The 20,249-nt window shown below is 34.2% G+C and carries 18 protein-coding genes, 1 tRNA gene and 1 pseudogene; 15 read left to right on the forward strand and 5 right to left on the reverse strand.

Annotated elements, in window-relative coordinates; genetic code table 11:
- Window positions 1-59: 59 nt before the first annotated feature.
- Both ACFELY_RS01580 and ACFELY_RS01585 read right to left on the reverse strand, forming a co-directional pair.
- A tRNA-Ala gene (locus ACFELY_RS01580) sits at window positions 60-134 on the reverse strand.
- Between the two features lie 80 nt (window positions 135-214).
- Window positions 215-418, reverse strand: a complete 204-nt coding sequence (locus ACFELY_RS01585; RefSeq protein ID WP_341759791.1) for a hypothetical protein — start codon at window positions 416-418, stop codon at window positions 215-217.
- A 491-nt stretch (window positions 419-909) separates the two neighbouring features.
- Here ACFELY_RS01585 and ACFELY_RS01590 point away from each other — a divergent pair, with 491 nt between their 5' ends.
- From ACFELY_RS01590 to ACFELY_RS01650, 13 genes are all read left to right on the forward strand, one after another.
- Window positions 910-2,898: a sulfatase-like hydrolase/transferase gene (locus ACFELY_RS01590; RefSeq protein ID WP_375333453.1), complete on the forward strand. Its 1,989-nt coding sequence runs from the start codon at window positions 910-912 to the stop codon at window positions 2,896-2,898.
- A gap of 283 nt (window positions 2,899-3,181) precedes the next feature.
- A complete protein-coding gene (locus ACFELY_RS01595) occupies window positions 3,182-3,475 on the forward strand; it encodes a transposase (RefSeq protein WP_375330493.1) in 294 nt (97 codons plus the stop codon).
- A 163-nt stretch (window positions 3,476-3,638) separates the two neighbouring features.
- On the forward strand, window positions 3,639-3,785 hold the full coding sequence (locus ACFELY_RS01600; RefSeq protein WP_375333454.1) for a hypothetical protein: 147 nt from the start codon (window positions 3,639-3,641) through the stop codon (window positions 3,783-3,785).
- Window positions 3,786-3,976: 191 nt separating this feature from the next.
- A complete protein-coding gene (gene lpdA / locus ACFELY_RS01605) occupies window positions 3,977-5,365 on the forward strand; it encodes a dihydrolipoyl dehydrogenase (protein WP_375333455.1) in 1,389 nt (462 codons plus the stop codon).
- Window positions 5,366-5,559: 194 nt separating this feature from the next.
- Window positions 5,560-5,754 (forward strand): hypothetical protein, encoded by a 195-nt coding sequence (locus ACFELY_RS01610; RefSeq protein WP_341759787.1) that lies wholly within the window; start codon window positions 5,560-5,562, stop codon window positions 5,752-5,754.
- 26 nt (window positions 5,755-5,780) lie between these two features.
- The gene (gene atpH, locus ACFELY_RS01615; RefSeq protein WP_341759786.1) at window positions 5,781-6,329 is read left to right on the forward strand and encodes an ATP synthase F1 subunit delta; all 549 of its coding nucleotides are present in this window, start codon (window positions 5,781-5,783) and stop codon (window positions 6,327-6,329) included.
- Between the two features lie 101 nt (window positions 6,330-6,430).
- Window positions 6,431-7,990 (forward strand): F0F1 ATP synthase subunit alpha, encoded by a 1,560-nt coding sequence (gene atpA / locus ACFELY_RS01620; RefSeq protein ID WP_341759785.1) that lies wholly within the window; start codon window positions 6,431-6,433, stop codon window positions 7,988-7,990.
- Between the two features lie 2 nt (window positions 7,991-7,992).
- Entirely contained in the window at window positions 7,993-8,874 is an 882-nt protein-coding gene (atpG, locus tag ACFELY_RS01625) for an ATP synthase F1 subunit gamma (RefSeq protein WP_341759784.1), read from the forward strand.
- A gap of 243 nt (window positions 8,875-9,117) precedes the next feature.
- Window positions 9,118-10,551, forward strand: coding sequence for a F0F1 ATP synthase subunit beta (atpD, locus tag ACFELY_RS01630; RefSeq protein WP_375334101.1), 1,434 nt, complete (start codon window positions 9,118-9,120; stop codon window positions 10,549-10,551).
- Complete coding sequence (atpC, locus tag ACFELY_RS01635; protein WP_341759783.1) at window positions 10,551-10,949, forward strand: ATP synthase F1 subunit epsilon; 399 nt, start codon at window positions 10,551-10,553, stop codon at window positions 10,947-10,949. Before atpD ends, atpC begins: the two co-directional genes overlap by 1 nt.
- A 183-nt stretch (window positions 10,950-11,132) precedes the next feature.
- A complete protein-coding gene (gene yajC, locus ACFELY_RS01640; RefSeq protein WP_341759782.1) occupies window positions 11,133-11,540 on the forward strand; it encodes a preprotein translocase subunit YajC in 408 nt (135 codons plus the stop codon).
- Between the two features lie 2 nt (window positions 11,541-11,542).
- Window positions 11,543-13,096, forward strand: a complete 1,554-nt coding sequence (gene secD / locus ACFELY_RS01645; RefSeq protein WP_375330281.1) for a protein translocase subunit SecD — start codon at window positions 11,543-11,545, stop codon at window positions 13,094-13,096.
- A gap of 387 nt (window positions 13,097-13,483) precedes the next feature.
- Window positions 13,484-15,016 carry a hypothetical protein gene (locus ACFELY_RS01650; protein ID WP_375333456.1) on the forward strand — a complete coding sequence of 511 codons (1,533 nt, stop codon included), beginning with the start codon at window positions 13,484-13,486 and terminating at the stop codon, window positions 15,014-15,016.
- Here ACFELY_RS01650 and ACFELY_RS01655 read toward each other — a convergent pair.
- Window positions 15,005-15,504, reverse strand: a pseudogene (locus ACFELY_RS01655) (DNA-3-methyladenine glycosylase). The gene ACFELY_RS01650 and the pseudogene ACFELY_RS01655 sit on opposite strands and share 12 nt — an antisense overlap.
- A gap of 95 nt (window positions 15,505-15,599) precedes the next feature.
- Between ACFELY_RS01655 and ACFELY_RS01660 the strand changes: the two are divergent.
- Together ACFELY_RS01660 and ACFELY_RS01665 are read left to right on the forward strand one after the other, a co-directional pair.
- On the forward strand, window positions 15,600-15,899 hold the full coding sequence (locus ACFELY_RS01660) for a transposase (RefSeq protein ID WP_375333457.1): 300 nt from the start codon (window positions 15,600-15,602) through the stop codon (window positions 15,897-15,899).
- A gap of 7 nt (window positions 15,900-15,906) precedes the next feature.
- Window positions 15,907-16,725 carry an IS3 family transposase gene (locus ACFELY_RS01665; RefSeq protein ID WP_341758831.1) on the forward strand — a complete coding sequence of 273 codons (819 nt, stop codon included), beginning with the start codon at window positions 15,907-15,909 and terminating at the stop codon, window positions 16,723-16,725.
- A 236-nt stretch (window positions 16,726-16,961) separates the two neighbouring features.
- On the opposite strand, the gene rbfA is transcribed toward ACFELY_RS01665, so the two are convergent.
- On the reverse strand, window positions 16,962-17,345 hold the full coding sequence (rbfA, locus tag ACFELY_RS01670) for a 30S ribosome-binding factor RbfA (RefSeq protein ID WP_341759778.1): 384 nt from the start codon (window positions 17,343-17,345) through the stop codon (window positions 16,962-16,964).
- Entirely contained in the window at window positions 17,346-19,838 is a 2,493-nt protein-coding gene (gene infB / locus ACFELY_RS01675; protein ID WP_375333458.1) for a translation initiation factor IF-2, read from the reverse strand. It lies immediately after the preceding gene.
- Window positions 19,839-20,249: the final 411 nt, after the last annotated feature.

Below are 20,249 nucleotides of genomic sequence, written 5' to 3' on the forward strand. Positions count from 1 at the left end.
TGCATTACGTTCTGGCTTTTCCATTCACAGAAATGCAAAAAGTAGCAAATTGTGCCGAATGGTGGAGACGAAGGGAATCGAACCCCCGACCCTCTGCGTGCAAAGCAGATGCTCTACCCCTGAGCTACATCCCCAAACCGTATTAATGAACAGGTAGTTTATATACCTTTTCATATGTAAGGTCAATAACCTTATTTCCAAATTCTATCTCAAGTTAAATTTTTGTTCTGTCCCAAGGTAATGCCTTACCATCAGAACCAACTACTAAGTCTCCTGAGACGTCATATTCTGCTGCCAAAAAAGAAAATTTACCGGATATAAGTTTTACTGGTCTAATTTTTTGTCCATTATGAAAATACTCTTTAGCTTGCTCTCTGGAAGTTGGGTTATTTTTAGACGCTGTTTTAGCTTTTGACATATTATGTAATTACCTCAAATATTTTTCTATATATTACTCTAATGTTTTAAAGAATTGGCTCCGTAAATATACTCAAAGTAATTTGGAGAATTGGATTTGAAAATGAGGGGCAAGCAAGTATAACGTACATGAGGTATGTGATGTTACTTCATCCCTAATATTAAAAACAATTCTTCAAAGCATTTGAGTATACTTTGCTCACGTATGTTTTGTACGTTTAGGAGACTGCCTACGATAACTAATTAATTATCTCCTAGCATCGCCATTATATTCCAAATTTAGTAAAATCATTCAAGTATACTAATGTAACTACAAAATACCTCACCTTTAATATTTGTCAAGGAAAAGCTGTAACATATATACTCAAATGATTTGAAAAGTACTAGCTTATAACTAACTTAATTAGTATTTATGTCTCCTAACTTTAATTGCTAATTGCCTAGCAATTAAAGTTAGGATATTATCTCTGATAATTTAAAAAACCTTGCTAGATGATAAAAACATTGTTCAATTTTCCTATTGTTAGAATTTATCTAATATTTCAGTTTATTACCCGCAGCCTATTAAGCTCATACGCTTTATGGCAACAACAAATAACCATATCTGATCTAGTGTCAATTTTTGTTATTGGCAGTCTCAATGATCTAGTATCTCTTTGTTATTTTTTACCGGTAATTTTACTGCTGATCATTGGATTCCATAAATTATTGGCTCGGTATAAATTGTTGTATTTAAGCTGTTGCCTTGTTAGTTATTTCTGTACCATTGCTCTCTTAATATTTATTACAATTGCCGAGATTACTTTTTGGGATGAGTTCAGTGTTAGATTTAATTTTATTGCGGTAGATTATTTAATTTATACCCATGAGATTATTGGTACTGTAAAGGAATCTTTGCCTTATATAAAAATATTACTAGCCATTATAGTTATTACACTATTAATTGTTTTTTTCTTTAGAAAATACATAATTAACCAAGCAAGTACTATAATAAATAGTAAGAAATATATTCTTTGCACGATAATGCTATTTTTGCTTAGCCTAGTTGCTTTTAATTTCTATAATCCTAATAAAATTGCTTTTAATTTTAATAAATATGCTATCGAACTTGCTAAAAACGGTCCATATGAGTTTTTCTCTGCCTATTTTAATAATAGCTTAGATTATAATAAATTTTATCCAGTAATTGATAAAAACCAAGCTTTAGATACTGTTCGCACTAGTTTATCAAAAAACAAAGAACTATACTCAGATGACTCTACTATAGCACGTTATATCAAAGCTAATTCTTCTAATAGTAAGAAATATAATATTATTTTCATTACCGTGGAAAGTTTAAGTGCTGAATTCATGGGCAAATTTGGCAATCAACAAAATATTACGCCAAATTTAGATAGATTAGCTGATCAAAGCATATTTTTTACCAATTTATATGCAGTAGGAACTAGAACAGTAAGAGGTTTAGAAGCTATTACTTTATCAGTACCACCAACTCCTGGTTCTTCCATTATCCGTAGACCTGAGAATCAATCGCTATTTAATATAGGTACTATTTTTAAGAATGAAGGTTATGTTATTAACTTCATAAACGCTTGTTATAGTTACATTGATAATTTGCAGAATTATTTTCATGGTAATGGTTATAATATAGTTGATCGAGGTAATCTAAAATCAAATGAAATAAGTTTTTCTAATATTTGGGGAGTAGCTGACGAGGATATATTAATAAAATCACTAGAGTTAGCTGATCAAAATTATAATGAAGGCAAACCCTTTTTCTCATTAATTATGACTATTTCTAACCATCGTCCTTATACTTTCCCCAAAGGTAGAATTGATCTGGCATCTGGTGGTGGGCGTAATGCAGCAGTTAAATACACCGACTATGCTATTGGTAAGTTTCTTGAATTAGCTAAAACTCGCCCATGGTTTGATAATACTATCTTTGTTATCACAGCTGACCATTGTGCGTCAAGTGCTGGTAAAACTGATTTACCAATTAATAAATATCACATACCTCTATTAATATATGCTCCTAATATATTAAAACCACAGATAGTTGATAATTTAGCAAGTCAAATTGATATTGCCCCTACTATTTTGGGATTATTAAATTTTTCGTATAATAGTAAGTTTTTTGGTCAAGATATATTAAATACGCCGGCAAACAGAGCTTTTATCAGTACTTACCAATTGCTTGGGTTTATGAAGGATAATCATTTAGTTATCTTACGCCCACAGGAACAACCAAAAACTTATAAATTAGTTAATGAAGATATAGTCAATTTAGGAAAATTTGGGGCTAGGAGCGATGGAGCGACGCCTATAAGTAATAGGCGAGCGACGAGTGACACCGTCCCCAATTTCTCATCAATTGACTATAAAATAGAGATTGATAATATTCCTAGTCTAGTAGAAGAAGCTATTAGTTTTTATCAAATAGCTTATGATTTATATATTCAGGGTAAGATGAGAGAATAGATTCTGTGAGTGTTCACGGTTTTTGTACTAAATAAAAAATCTGCTCGCCAAACGTCATTGTAAGCAGCTCCATAGATGTATGTTGAGATAAATTATTGTTGCCGTACTTTCCTAGACACTGCTAACAAAGATATATGAATATAGAAGAAGATATGATATTATTTGAGATATATTAAGAAAAAAGGAATAGATATATAATGGATTCGCGATTATTTCCTGTAAAACAAGAATTTTTTGAAAACGAAATAGAAGCAATCATAGAGAAGAGTTATATTTGGAAAAGATGCCCCCAAAGATTAGCCATTATAAGGTATTTTGTGCAATAATGTATGTATTAAGAACCGGGATACCGTGGAGGAATTTACCAAAATGCTATGGATGTTGGCACACCATCTACCAACGCTTTAAAAGAGGTAGCGAAAAAGGAATATGGTGGAAAATCTTAATAATCTTACAACAAAGTAAGAAATTATTAATTAACATAGTAATTACGGATAGCACAACCTTTAAACTATATCAACACAGCGGTAGGTTAAAAGGGGGATGCAAAGCAAAGGAAAAAGTAAAAGAGGAATGAGTACAAAATTACATCTTGCTATGACTACATCATAGCACATAATAGAAGGATTTTTAACTGCTGGCAATAGGAACGATATTGCTGTAGCAGAAGAGTTAACTGCAGACATCGTTGGATGTGATGTTATCCAAGATCGTGGATATGATAGTAATAAAAATAAACCTTGAGTCTCAAAATAATATTACCGTTATCCCTGGCAGAAAAAATAGAAAAACAGAAATTAGTTTATAATAGAGAAACATACAAACTTAGAGGAGCTATTGAAAGATTCTTTGGAAAAATAAAAGAAAATCGGAGGCTTGCTGTTTGATATGAAAAAGATGATCTTTCTTTCCTCTCTTTTATCGCTCTTGCTGCTATTAAATTACACCTTTGTTAACAACATCTAATTTATAGAGGTATAAAAAATCAAACTTATTATAAATTTCAGTAGCCATTTTTATTACTATAGTTATAGTAGGCTATATTAAAAAAGCAATGAATGAATAGCTGGAAATATTAATGGAAAATTATGATATAGCAATTATTGGCGGTGGACCTGGTGGTTATGTTGCGGCAATTAGGGCGGCACAACTAAATAAAAAAGTTGTGTTGATTGAGAGAGAGCATTTAGGAGGGGTTTGTTTAAATTGGGGATGTATACCAACAAAAGCCCTACTTAAATCAGCTGAATTATTTCAGAAAATTAAGCATGCTCAAGATTATGGTATTATAGTCAATGAACCAAGCTTTGACTTAAAAAAAATAGTACAGCGTTCTAGAGATATATCGACGCAGTTAACATCTGGCATTAAGTCCTTACTAAAGAAAAATAAGGTTACGGTCATTGATGGCACTGCTGTACTTGGAGCTGGCAAAGTGGTAAATATTGATAGTAACGGTCAAAAAATTTCAATTAAAGCACAAGATATAATAATTGCTACAGGTGCAAGAGCTAGGATTTTAGATGGATTTAAACCAGATGGTAAGCAAATTATTACTTCTAAGGAGGCTATGATTTTGGATAAATTACCAAAATCTATGATTATAGTTGGATCAGGAGCGATTGGTATAGAATTTGCTTCATTTTATAACTCTTTAGGAACAAACGTCACCATAATTGAAGTACAAAATAGGATTTTACAAGCTGAAGATGAAGAAATTTCTTTAATGGCACGAAAAATTTTTGAGAAAAAGGGTATAAAAATTCATACTAATAGTAAGTTGTTAAATCATAGCCAAACACAAGATCATGTTATGATTGAAGTTGAGATAGAAGGTAAGAACCACAAAATACAAGCTGAAACTTTGCTTATGGCAGTTGGTATAGTTGGCAATACGGAAAATCTTAATTTAGAAAAAACTAATATAAAAATAGATAGAGGGCATATTGTTACCAATCAGTTTATGCAAACTGATGAACAAGGAATTTATGCAATAGGTGATGTTACATCTCCCCCTTGGCTTGCACACAAGGCAAGTCATGAAGGTATTATTGCTGTAGAAACTATTGCCGGTCTTAAAGCTCATCCTCTAGAAAATCGTAATATTCCAGGTTGTACTTATTCCTCGCCGCAGATTGCTAGTGTAGGGCTTACTGAAGAACAAGCGAAAAAAGCTGGTTACCAAGTGAAAATTGGCAAATTCCCATCTATCGCTAATGGGAAAGCCCTGGTTGATGGCTGTACTGAAGGAATGATTAAAACGATATTTGATACAAAAACTGGGGAATTGTTAGGAGCACACTTGATAGGCGAAGAGGTTACCGAGCTAATTCAAGGTTATGTAATTGCTAGAACTATGGAAGGTACAGAGCTTGATTTAATCAATACCATTTTCCCTCACCCAACTTTATCTGAAATGATGGGTGAGTCAGTATTGCAGGCTTACGGTAGGTCCATTCATATTTAAGCAAAATTTTTTTAAAATATACTTAGTGGTAATGATAGATTGTGTTATAAAGTATAGCTAACATTACTTTGTCATTGCGAGGAGCTACTTTAGTACAACGAAGCAATCCAAATTTATCGATTTCCTGGATTGCTTCGTCGGCTTACGCCTCCTCGCAATGACGTGTAATATTATTTAGATATAGAGTACAGGCAATGAGTAAGATGAATGTAGAGGATTATGAAGCTTTTCCACGGAAGCGGCGAATAAATATTGTTATGCGGCATGGTGTATCATTTGGTTCGGCACTGGCTATGGCTATTTCATTTAATATCAACCATTCTGTGTTATGGGCAATCTTACATGGCTTATTTTCCTGGCTTTACGTGGCTTATTATTGCTTGGTTTAGTTAGAATTTTTGGATATAACAACATAATGAACAACAACAAACTAGTACTAAATTATACTTCCGCGTTATTTGATAATGCACTAGCTAATGCTTTGGAAGATAAAATATTTGAGCAGGTTACGATTATCGATCAATTTATCAACGATAATCCACAAATCAAGGCTATTATATTTTCTCCTATAGTAAAGGGTATTGATAAATGTAAAATAATTGAATTAATTACCAAAAACTTTAATGTTGAATCTATAGTTAAGAGGTTTTTGTTAATATTGCTAAAGCATTCACGTATGCCTATTTTATCAAGCATAGTGGTATTATACCAACAACTACTTAATAGAAACAAAAATATTAAGATGGTAACAATAACTTCTGCTAAAATTCTGCATAGTAAAGAAAAACAATGGCTAACTAAATATTTAGAAGATGATTTCCAGCAGAAAGTTGCGATAAAATTTAGTCAAAATCAGTCAGTTATTGGTGGTATTATTATACAATATGATAGCATGGTTAGGGATTACTCTATTGCTGGAATGTTAGAGAAAATAACGAAAACCTTAAAGACTGCAAAGATTTAGGTTATATAGATAGTTAGAAATGGATTGCCACGACCACTATGTGGTCTCGCAATGACGTTTGGATTAAAAATTATTAAATAAGATTTACGAGGTAAATAATTATGGGTTCTACCCAAAAATTAAAAGCTGTTGAACTTGCTGAAGTACTAAAAAAAGAAATTGCTAATATTGAACAATTTAGCGATTTACGAGAAGTAGGACAAGTTATAACAGTTGGGGATGGTATAGCTAGAGTATATGGTATCGATAATGTCGAGGCTGGCGAGGTAGTTGAATTTGCTTCAGGAGTGAAAGGTCTTGCTCTTAACCTCGAAACAGACTCTGTAAGTATCATATTGATTGGCAGTGACCGAAAAGTAAAACAAGGTGATTCGGTAAAAAGAACTGGTAAGACTATACAAGTGCCAGTGGGTAAATCATTGCTTGGTAGAGTCGTTGATGGTATGGCTAATCCTATTGATGGTAAAGGCGAAATTATAACCGATAGCTATAGAAATATCGAGGAAAACGCTCCGGGGATCATTGCTAGAAAAGGCGTTACAGAGCCGGTGCAAACAGGCATTAAAGTGATCGACTCTCTAATTCCTATTGGTCGGGGTCAGAGGGAGTTAATTATTGGTGACAGGCAAGTAGGAAAAACTGCTATTGCTATCGATACGATTATTAACCAAAGACAAGCTCATCTTGACAATGATGAAAAAAATAAGATTTATTGCATTTACGTAGCTATTGGTCAAAAAAAATCGACTATCGCTCAGGTAGTAAAAAAATTAGAAGATTCAGGAGCAATGGAATATACAGTAGTTGTAGCCGCTACCGCCTCTGATCCTGTTGCGTTACAATATGTGGCACCTTACACTGGTTGTAGTATAGGCGAGTATTTCCGTGATAATGGTATGCATGCACTAGTGATTTACGATGATTTGAGTAAACATGCTGTTGCCTATAGACAAATTTCACTATTACTCAGAAGACCACCAGGACGTGAAGCATATCCGGGAGATATATTTTACCTACATTCTAGGTTACTGGAACGAGCAGCAAATATGTCGGATAAAGATGGTGGTGGTTCTCTTACGGCTTTGCCGATTATTGAGACCCAGGCAGGTGATGTTTCCGCATATATTCCAACCAATGTTATATCAATTACTGATGGACAGATTTTTTTAGAAAATGAGCTATTTTATAAAGGTATTAGACCAGCGGTAAATATTGGTATCTCAGTAAGTAGGGTAGGATCAGCTGCACAAGTAAAATCTATGAAGCAAGTAGCAGGAAGTGTCAAACTTGAGTTAGCACAATTTAGAGAATTAGCCGCTTTTGCTCAGTTTAGTTCAGACTTAGATAGTTCAACTAAACAACTTATCTCACATGGGACAAAACTAAGCGAGATATTGAAGCAGGATCAATATGCCCCCTTCCCTATTGAAGAGCAAGTGGTTAGTCTTTATGCTGGGGTGAAAAATTATCTCGATAATATTCCTGTTGAGTTAGTAAAAGAATTTGAGCTTAAATTACTCCAAGAAATAAAACTTAAAGAAAACGATATTTTATTATCCATTAAAAATCAGGGACAAATCATTAAAGAAACGGAAGAAAAGTTAAAAATTTTCTTAGAAAAATTTGTACAGAACTTTCTTACTGACAATAAAGTTGGGTAGCTATGTCAGGTTTAAAACAATTAAGATCTCGTATTAAAAGTGTTAAATCAACGCAAAAAATTACTAAGGCTATGCAAATAGTCTCGGCTACCAAATTTACCAAAGCCAAAAGCCAAATTAAGGACTCAGAAGATTATATTGAGACTCTACGAGATATAATGGCTAATATGGCATCTAGAAATAATTTACAGGATATGGCTGAAGAAGAGAAAAAATTCTTCTCAGAAGAATCATGTCCAAGTGATTTGAATAGACCGCACTTATTGATAGTAGTTGCCTCGGAACGCGGTTTATGTGGATCTTTTAATTTTTCAGTATCCAAGCAAGTGAAATTTGATATTACAAATTTGGAAAATGCTGGTAAACAAGTAAGACTGATGATTATTGGTAAAAAGGGTTATGATCTATTAAAATGGCAATATTCCCATTATATTGACAATTATTTTGATTTTCCTAAATATCATAATAATAATTTGGCATTTCAGGTTAAAGATAAACTAATGGAGATGGTAGGTAGTTCTAAAATTAGCAATTGTCAAATATATTTTAATAAATGTAAAAATGCTATGACACAGATTGCAACTAAACAGCAAATATTACCAATTGAAAAACAAATATCTTCAAATAAGCAATATTCAAGCTATGAATATGAAGGTGAAGGGCTTATTTTGAATATGATTAATCTTTATGTAACCGCACAAATTAATTATGCTCTACTACAAAGTAGAGTTAGTGAAGAAGGAGCTAGAATGACAGCGATGGATAATGCCACAAAAAATGCTAATGAGCTTATTAATAAGTTAACACTAACACTTAATAGATCTAGGCAAGATTTAATTACTCGGGATTTAATTGAAATTATTGCAGGAGCAGAAGCTATATAAATTAATTAGGTTGCTGGATGCTCATGAGCGAATGGATTGCTTCGTCGGCTCACGCCTCCTCGCAATGACGTTTGGTAAATCAGTTCCGTCATTGCGAGCGAACGTATGTGAGCGTGGCAATCCATAAAGGTAATTAGAAATGGATTGCTTTGTTGTTACTAAAGTAGCTTCTCGTAATGACAATTAGGGTCTAATTTACTATAGATAGACAAATATAATGTAAGGTAAAATATGACAAAAATTATTGGCAAGACTATTGGTAAGATTGTGCAAATTATCTCAGCTGTGGTTGATGTACAATTTAATAGTGGTGGGAAATTGCCGAAGATTCTCAACGCACTTGAGTGCTATAATAATGGAGAAAAGGTGATATTAGAAGTATCACAGCATATAGGTGATGATATTGCTAGATGTATAGCTATGAATCCAACAGAAGGGTTAGTACGAGGTCAAGAGGTGGTCGATACCGAGGATACCATTAAGGTACCCGTTGGCACTGGGACTCTTGGGCGTATAATGAATGTAATTGGTATACCAATTGATGGAAGAGGTGAAATTAATTCCACTAAATGTGCTTCAATTTACCGACCAGCCCCAGACTTTGTTGACCAATCAACTGAAAAAAACATTCTGGCTACAGGAATTAAAGTCATTGATCTCCTAGCTCCTTATGCAAAAGGAGGAAAAATTGGATTATTTGGTGGTGCCGGAGTAGGAAAAACAGTATTAATTATGGAACTTATTAATAATATTGCCAAGGCTCATGGAGGATATACGGTTTTTGCCGGAGTTGGAGAAAGGACTAGAGAAGGCAATGATTTGTATCATGAAATGATTGATTCCAATGTAATTGATCTAGAAAATCCAGAAAAATCTAAAGTAGCCCTGGTTTATGGACAAATGAACGAACCGCCCGGTGCAAGAGCTAGAGTTGCTTTAACTGGACTCACTATAGCCGAAAGTTTCAGAGATTTAGATGGAGGACAGGATGTCTTGTTTTTTGTCGATAATATTTTCCGCTTCACTCAAGCTGGTTCTGAGGTATCAGCTCTTTTAGGTAGAATACCTTCGGCAGTGGGCTATCAACCAACATTAGCAACTGATATGGGTGAGTTGCAAGAACGTATTACTTCAACAAAGTTTGGATCAATTACTTCGGTACAGGCTATTTATGTGCCAGCCGATGATCTAACTGATCCTGCTCCTGCTGCCTCTTTTACTCATTTGGATGCAACGACTGTACTTAGTCGACAAATTGCTGAGCTTGGTATTTATCCGGCAGTAGATCCTCTCGATAGCAGTTCACAATTGCTAAGTCCGGCAATTGTTGGAGAAAAACATTACTCAGTTGCTCGTGAGGTGCAAAAAGTTTTACAGACCTATAAGTCGCTACAAGATATCATTGCCATTCTAGGAATGGATGAGTTATCAGAAGCGGATAAATTAACTGTTACCAGGGCAAGGAAAATTCAACGCTTTTTATCTCAACCTTTCCATGTTGCTGAAGTATTTACAGGTATGCCTGGAAAGCTTGTTAGTTTAGCTGATACTATTGAGGGGTTTCATGGCTTGGTTTCTGGTAAATATGATCACTTACCAGAGGCTGCTTTTTATATGATAGGTAGTATTGACGAGGCAGTAGAGAAAGCTGAAACACTTAAAGCCAAAGTAGCATAATGAATAAAACAATTAGGGTTAAAATTGTAACACCAATAAATGTGCTGTTTGATAAGCAGGCTCAAGAAGTAATAATGCCAGGAGAGTTAGGGGAATTTGGGGTTTTACCTGGTCATGAATTATTGATTGCCAGTTTGAAAGCTGGATTGACAAAAATAACAGTAGATAATTCTGTATTCAAATATTTTGTCTGTTCAGGATTAGCTGAGGTTACGGATAGCAAGGTAAATATAATAACTGAATTCGCTGTTGATACTAGCAATTTGCAACCAAATAAAATAATTGAAAAAATAGAATTTTTAAAAAAAGAAATAAACCAAGAAAATGACGATACAAAAAATGACATTATTAAGTTGGATATAGCTAGATATGAATCTTTGCTAACTTATCTTGAGTAAATATGTCATTATATAGCTAACATTACTACATCATTGCGAAACTACGTAGTAGTCGAAGCAATCCAAAGAAATGATTAGAGATGGATTGCTTCGTTGTGTTTACACACTCCTAGCAATGACGTAGTTTACTAATTAACACAACTACTTTTACTACAGTAAAAGATAAACATTAGGAGATATATTATGTTTACAGAAAATGCCTATGCAGATGACGATACAATAGCAATCAAAGAAACTGTAGAAGTAGTTCCAACAGCACCTGAATCATCCATGCAGTCAGTATTAACAAGCATGGTGCCGATGGTATTAATTTTCATTGTATTTTATTTTTTCCTAATTAGACCGCAAGAAAAACGTCGTAAGGAGAAAGAAAGTGTGGTGAGTAGCGTAAAAAAGGGCGAAGAGGTAGTAACTAATAGCGGAATCTTTGGCATAGTAAGCAAGATTAACGATGCTGACAACACAATAGACCTTGAAATATCTGAAAATATACGAATCAAAGTTTTAAAATCTGCAATACTTGATATTACAAGTCGTAATAAAAAAGAAGCTATAGCTGTTAATAAAAGTAAAAAAGACAAAGGAAAATAACGGTGCATAATATTGCTAAATGGAAAATATTCTTGTCTATTTTATGTACAATAGGAGCTTTTATTTGTGCTTTACCTAATTTTACAACTATAGATTCAAAAATATTACCCAATTATAGGGTAAATCTTGGGCTTGATTTAAGAGGTGGTGCTCATCTATTGCTAGATGTCGATTTTGACGCCTATTTAAATGATGTAATGGAAGGTTTGGCTGACCATTTACGGAAATATTTACGGGAAGATAAGGTAGGCTATAAAAATCTTATTGCTAAAAATCACATGGTGCAGTTTGAATTAAGAAACCCAGAAGATTACAAAACAGTAAAAAAGATTTTAGGTAAAATTGACCGAGAAATTACTGTAGAAAACGATAATTTTAATATTAAGCTTAGTTATAATGATTCTAAACTTGCCGAATTAAGGCAAAAAGTAATTGCTCAATCAATTGAAATAATTAGAATGAGAGTAGATAGCACAGGTACCAAAGAGCCTAACATACAGAGGCAAGGTGATAAACATATATTGCTCCAGGTACCAGGTGAGGAAAACCCACAACAACTGAAAAATATTCTTGGTAAAACTGCAAAATTAACCTTCCATTTAGTTGACGAAAATGCCAACATACAAGAAGCAATAAATGGGCGTTTACCCTCTGGCTCAATCTTAGTTAAAGGAGAAAATTCAGATAAAAAAGAATATTATGTAGTTGTTAAGAAAAAAGTTATTGTTAGTGGTGAGCAGCTAATAACTGCTCAAGCTTCTTTTAACCAAAATACTCAACCAGCCGTTGCTTTTTCCTTTAATAATCTTGGTAGCAAATTATTTGCAGAAATAACCAAAAATAATTCTGGTAAAAGGCTTGCGATCGTGCTTGACAACAAATTATTAAGTGCTCCAGTAATTAATGAACCAATTCTTGGAGGAAGCGGTATAATTTCAGGTAATTTTACTGTTGAATCAGCCAATGAATTAGCCTTATTACTTAGAGCGGGTTCGTTACCAGCTCCTTTAAAGATAATAGAGGAACGAACCATAGGGCCAAATCTTGGGGCAGACTCAATAGAGGCAGGTAAGAAAGCAGGGATGATTGGTTTTGCCAGTGTGGTGATATTTATGATTTGGTCGTACGGAATTCTTGGAATTTTTGCCAATATAGCATTAAGTCTAGCCCTACTCTATATTCTAGCTTTATTGTCACTTTTCCAAGCGACATTAACTCTACCGGGAATTGCTGGTATAATCTTAACGATTGGCATGGCGGTTGATGCCAATGTACTCATTTATGAGAGAATAAGGGAAGAGCTTAAAAAGGGGGCATCTAACCTGTATGCTATAAGGACAGGGTTTGAATCAGCTTTTGCGACAATTCTTGACTCAAACGTGACAACTTTGATAGCGGCATTTTTACTTTTTATGTTTGGTGTTGGTGCTATAAAAGGCTTCGCGGTAACACTAACTATTGGTATAATATCATCGATGTTTTCTGCGATTATTATTACTAAATTGTTAATTGATATTTGGATTAAATACCAAAATCCAAAAAATCTGGGATTGTAGTAATAACCGTCCATACAGGACTAGTGAGTTTGTCATTCCCGCTTCGGTGTGGAACCACAACTGTTGAAAGTTAGAAGGTAAAGCGGGTTTTAGATAGGTTTTCTGTCATTGCGAGACCACGTAGTGGTCGTGGCAATCCATCTTTGGTTACTTTTGTGGATTGCTTCGTCGACCTACGGTCTTTCTCGCTAATAGACGTTGACCACATACGACTTTTAAACTATCCGGTCTAAAACCGCTTCCTCTTCTAACTTTCAACAGTTGTGGTGCGGAATCTAGACCCCTGCTTACGCAGGTATGACAAGAGAGTAGGTATGACAAGATGAGTAGGGGTGACATGTAGTATTAGTATGGATAACACAATAATTAAACTACAGGATTTACAATATGTCTAAAGCTAAACTCTTACAAAAAATGATGCTACCTATTATAGTAACAGGGATGTTTACTGGGGTAACATATGAAGGTTATAAACGCTCGTCAGAACTTTCTAAATTTGAGATAGCTGCTAAGGGATTAGGTTTCACTTCCCCAACTCAGCAAGACAGCTTGTTAAAGATTCTTCATCTAGCCGGATATTTACAACCAGAAAAATTATGGCGTGATCTAGCATGTTTTGATAAAACTGGTAATTCAGAAAAAATATTTGCTTCAATTTCTAGAAGTTTAATGAAATCTCGAGCTACTCAAGATGCTCCTGATCAATTCGATGCTAAATTATTGCGTAAAAATTTATTTAAAGCTACTAATGAATTGAGTGTACGAGATGTTGAAGATTGGTTACTATATGTTGCTCAGAATGCATTTAATCGTAAAGTTGGTCAGGAACGTAATGAACTAACCAATGAAAATTGGATGATTAAATATGCCTCTCAATATATTGATGCTGCCAAACAATTAGGGCTTATTGATGAAATACCACCCCAACATCAGGAATATGCTGAAAGCTGGATTGCTGGAACCTCTAGAATTGGCTTATTGGCACGGATAATTTATCATAATAAAATAACAGAACAAATTAAAATTAATGGACCAGTATTAGTATTAGCCGGAGCAAGACCATTATGGGCTAATATTGATGGTATTAACCCAGAGACATACGATAAATTACTAAAAATATGGCAAGATAAGGGGGATATCAATAAATTAGATGCTTCTTTATTAGTTGGAGAAGATTCAGCTCGTACAGAGGAAGGGAAGGCCTATCTTAAATTACTTGCTCAAAATCATAATATTGCCTTAAATCCAATACAGCCCTTCATTAAATATACCACAAAAGAAGAATGTCCCAAAGGACTCTTTCCTGGAAGAGTATATCCTAATTATGCAACTACAGATGAAACAAAGCTCACAGAAAGCCTGATGAGTGAGGATTTATTAAATAACTTCCTTAATAAGGAGCAGAGAAGCTCAGCTGAAGTAATAAATACCGAACTGGGCAACAATAACTCAAGACCTAATACCGCTACTACTGCTTATGATGCTGCAGTGATTCTTGTTAAGAAGATATTGAGAGGGGAGTTTGGTGAGCAAAAAGATTATGTTATTTTATTTATCAGCAATAATCCTTACATTCAACGCCAAACAATTGCTACTCAAAGAGAAGTTGATAAAATATTACAAGAATATGGATTGGATAAAAAAGGTTATCATATTAAAGTCGAAGGAGTAGGTTTTAGTTCCAAACAGGATGTCCCAACTATTCATTCTGAACTGGCGTGCTTGATAGCAGAGCTATGGAAAAATAATAATCTACTAGTTTCTAATGAAGCGGGGCATTCTATCGAGCAATTATTGTTTCAAACTCGTAAGTATCCTGAAACAATACCGCCAATGCCAGAAGTCAAAGAAGAGAATGTATGGATAATTGGTCAAATGGTTTTATGGACTCAGGATGTATTGGATCATTTATCGTACTAAATAACGCCAAAGTTTATCGGTACCTTTGCTAATGCCAATTCTAGGGGTAGTAGAGGTGTATCACCTACGTCAATAACGCAAAAGGATTTATTACTAGTCATATCTTGAGCATTTTGGGTTTTATTAATTCCAAGGGTACGACATAATTTTCCAGGTCCATCAAGTAAAATTTGTGAAGGTTTATATTGATACACTCCTCTAATTAATACAGCAGCTGGAAATCCTAGTTTTTCTGTTACTATATTTAAACAATAATACATACCATAAATTAAATATACATAGGAATTACCAGCAGAACCATACATAAGCTTTGTACGAGGTGTTAACCCCTTGGCTGCATGACAAGCAGGATCATCTTCTCCAACATAAGCTTCTGTTTCAATAATTCGTGCCTCTATATTACCAAAACACAAAACCTTTCCAAGTAACTCCTGCGATACAATAAGCGTATTTCTTTCGTAAAATGTTTTTGGAAGTATTGTAGACATATGTGAATGCTCATATATTATAATGGTTCCAATATTTTGGACAGAAAAATAAGAAAAATGAGATAGAATTCTTTAGCAAACAAGGAGAGCTAGAGATGAAAAAACAAGTAAGGCAATATAGTGCTGAGGAGAAAGGCAAAATTGTCATAGAAGCAATTAAGGGAGAGCTAACAATAGCCCAGATAACCAGTAAGTATGGTGTTCATGCAACACAGATAAGTAACTGGAAAAAACAAGGTCTTGAGTTGTTAGTACAAGGTTTTAAGAATAAAACACAGAGTGCTGACCCAAATCAGCAGGGGTTAATCAAGAATCTATATGAGAAAATTGGTCAGTTAAGCGTTGAGTGTGACTGGCTCAAAAAAAAATCTGCATTGTTTGGAATTAAAGGTTAGGTGTAATATGATAGAGCCTAATCATAATAAGTTAACAATTGTACAACAGTGTAAGTTATTGGATATTAGCAGGTCAACCTATTACTACCAACCTACTGGTATTAGTGAACAAGATATCAAGATTATGGCAATAATTGATGAGACCTATACTATGCATCCATATTATGGTATGCGGCGGATGGCTAAATATTTACAAGCCCAAGGTTTTTCGGTAGGTCGTAAAGCTGTTAGACGTTACTACAAGATAATGGGTCTTGAAGCTGTTTATCCTAAAATAAATTTAAGCAAGAGGAATCAGGCACATAAAATATATCCTTATTTACTAAAAGGATTAGAAATAGTATTGCCAAACCAGGTTTGGAGTGCAGATATAACGTATATAAGACTGAGCCAAGGGTTCGTATATTTAGTAGCTATTATTGACTGGTATAGTCGTTATATTCTAAGTTGGCGAATCTCCATTAGTTTGGAAAGTGAATTTTGTGTAACAGCCCTTGAAGACGCTATAGAAAAATATGGTATGCCAAAAATATTTAATACTGATCAAGGAGTACAATTTACCTCGGAGAATTTTATTAGTATGCTAAAGCTACATAATATCTTGATTAGTATGGATGGTAAGGGACGAGCCTTAGATAATATTTTTATTGAACGTTTTTGGCGATCATTAAAACAGGAAAAAATTTATCGGATTATTTTAACAACAGTAAAGGAGGCAAAGACAGCAATTAACGAATATATGGACTTTTATAATAGACAAAGGATGCATCAAACTTTGGATTATAAAACTCCAGAATGTGTATATTTTGAAAAAAATATTGTATAAAAACAACAATTTAATTTTTGTGAATTATATCTCTATTTATCTAAATTTTTGTCTAGACAAAGGGGACCACCTTATATATTAGACTTCCTGCATAAATCAAAAAAGCCCTCAGGATTTTTAGGAGAAACGAAGCAGAACAACCGCAGTGTACATAAAAGATTGTTACGGAGCGGAGGCGAGTTTCGACGACAAAATCACCAACTAGATAGACTTATGCTAGGTAAGTCTATTTTGTCCTAGCTCATCCTATTAGTCTCAGCTTGCTTCAATAATTTATCAACTTTATCGGCATTATCAAATCCGTGATCATAATGAAAACGAATTTCCGGTGAATATTTTAAATTAATTTTAGCAGTTATAAAATTTCTTATAGCATATTTCGAATTATTTAAAGATTCAGTAAGTTGTATTTTATTAAAAACCGTATTAAACGGTAAAAAGTAACAATCTGCTACTTTTAAATCAGCTGTAACTAAGACTTTGGTAATAGTTACTGGACAATTAATCAATCGTTCATCTAACATTTTACCACGTCTTAGTACTTCCACTAATGCTGCATTTATTAATGTTGCAACTTTTTTTTGTCTTGAAGATTTTTCTCTATCTGAAACTTTTTGCATTTACAATAATTGTTTTTTTTCTTCAATAATTTCAAAAACTTCTACAATATCAAATTGTTCGATATTCTCATAATTTTCAAAAGCGATACCACATTCAAAGCCCTCATGAACTTCTTTGACATCATCTTTAAAACGTTTGAGAGTTTTAATTTTTCCCTCATGAATAACGATATTGTCTCGTAATAAGCGAGCCCTAGCACCTCTTTTAATAGTACCTTTAGTAACATAACTCCCAGCAATTTTCCCAACTTTTGAGACAGTGAATATTTGTCTGATCTCGACTGTACCAATATATTGCTCACGAATAATTGGTGAAAGCATACCGCTGAGTATTGATTTAACATCGTCTAGTAAATTATAAATAAGAGAGTAGTATCTAATATCCACTTTTTCTTTTTCTGCCATAGCAAAAGCATTATTATTAGTTCTAACGTTAAAGCCAATAATAATAGCATTGGATGCTTTAGCTAAGGTAACATCTGACTCCAATATTCCACCTACTGCATGGTGTAAAATTCTTACACGAACTTCATCATTTGGTAGCTTTAATAGGCTAGTAACAATTGCTTCAATCGAACCTTGTACATCACCTTTAACAATTATTGGTAATTCTTTTATCATACCAGCACTGCCAGAAGCTTTTAGGAACAATTCTTCTAGGCTTGATCTTTGAGTAACAGAAATTTTCTTTTCTTTTGCCAATCGTTCACGATATTCTATAATATCCCGAGCCTGTTTTTCATTCTGTACTACATTAAACTGATCTCCTGCCCGCGGAGCTTCATTTAAACCATAAATCTCTACTGGTAAACTTGGTTCTGCCTCGGTAATATCCACTCCCTTATCATTATTCATTCTCTTAATTTTACCATATTTCGTTCCGGCAACTACTATATCTCCATTTCTTAGAGTACCACGTTGTACCAATATAGTAGCCACAGCTCCTTTACCTTTATCAACTTTTGCTTCTATGACCACACCAGCAGTGAGTCCGCTAAAGTTAGCCTTAATATCCTGCATTTCTGCCACCAATAATATAGCATCTTCTAACTTATCTAAATTAGTTTTCTTCAAAGCGGAAACTGGTACAATTATGGTATCACCACCTAATTCTTCACTAACTAAATCGTACATTAACAGATCATTCTTAATTCGGTCAAGATTAATATCCGGCTTATCAATCTTATTTATTGCAACAATTATCGGGACATTTGCTGCCTTAGCATGATTAATTGCTTCAATCGTTTGCGGCTTGATTCCATCATCTGCTGCAACTACTATAACTACTATATCAGTTACCTTAGCACCTCTAGTCCTCATCTCTGAAAACGCTTCATGCCCTGGAGTATCAATGAAAGTAATAGCCCTACCATCAGGCAATGTTATCCGATAAGCACCAATATGTTGGGTGATGCCACCTGCCTCTTGACTTGCCAAATCAGTTGATTTTAAAGCGTCAAGTAACGAAGTTTTACCGTGATCGACATGTCCCATAATCGTTACAATAGGAGCTCTATGTTTTAAATCTTCTTCTTTATCAGCTTCACTAATCAATATATTCTCAACATCGGATTCTTGCACCCTTTTTACTGTATGCCCTAAGGTCGTAGCAATAAGTTCAGCTGTATCTGTATCGATTGTTTGGCTGGTCGTAGCCATGATGCCAAGCTTCATCAATTCTTTTATAACATCGGCTGCCCGCTCAGACATTCTATTGGCTAGATCTCCGACAGAAATGGCTTCAGGAATAATAACTTCTCTATACACTTTGTCGGGTGTTTGTTGATAAGCTTTACGTTTTTCTTTTTCCCTTGCTCTTCTTATTGAGGCAAGGCTTCTAGTCTTACCGGCATTATCACTTCCGTCTGCATCAAGCATATTGAAAATATCTGCCTTTTTTAATTTTTTAGGCTCCTCAATTTTAACCTTTGGCACTACTATTTTATTGTCACCAACCTTATCTGTTGAAGAAATATCTTCAAGTGCAACACCAAAATGGCTCTGAGAACCAATCACTGGTGATCTAACAAAGGGTTTTGATTGATTTCTATCTTGCGAAGATGGAGTTGTAGGAGGTACCTCAAAATCATTTTCAATATCTTGTGAGTCATCATCCTGGATATTTTCTGGGATACCTTCTAAACAGTCTTGTGACACAGATTGATTGATAGTTGCAAGTTTACTAAGAGTACTAATCTTATTATCAATACCCTTAGATTTTGCATCTTCTGCTGCTTTTTTTAAAATAGTTAGGCGTCTATTAAATTCTTCTCCAGCAGCAGATTCCCCGCTCTGAGCAGTAGAACCATTAGACCAAAGTTTGTTAAAAGACAAAGTACCAGTTGGAGTACTACTCTTCCTAACTTCTACAATAGTTTTTGCAGAACTAACAAAACCTCTAGTAACATTAGTAGGTTTAGAGGGCTTGTTAAGCGAGAGTTTTGAGCCACCAAGTGTTAATTTCTTTGGTTTAGGTTCCTGGTCATACGTCATAAATATTAAACCTTTAAATAGCAATTATATATGCTAAAGTTTTGTAAATAATTCTGCTACCTAATTCAACGATTAGCAGATAGTATACTCTTCTGATTTGAAGAATTATTTTGTGAGCATTCACGGAAAAAAAGTTAAAGTACAAGACGTCTATTAGCAAGAAGGCATAAGCCTAGAAGCAATTCATTCCTGACCATTTTTTAGATTGCCACGTCACCGCAAAGCGGCTCCTCGCTAATAGACGGTTGGTGAACAGATTTTTTATTCATCATAAGAAAATAGCAAAAAACCGTGAACGCTCACAATCTTTGTTGGTAATATTATACTAGAAAACTACCTACGATAACTAATTAAATTATATCAATAAAATTCTGAGTACTAATACTTAATGTTAAATTATTTGAAAAAATT

Origin of the sequence: Candidatus Tisiphia endosymbiont of Xenochironomus xenolabis, from assembly GCF_964264705.1 — a bacterium.
Classification (GTDB): domain Bacteria; phylum Pseudomonadota; class Alphaproteobacteria; order Rickettsiales; family Rickettsiaceae; genus Tisiphia.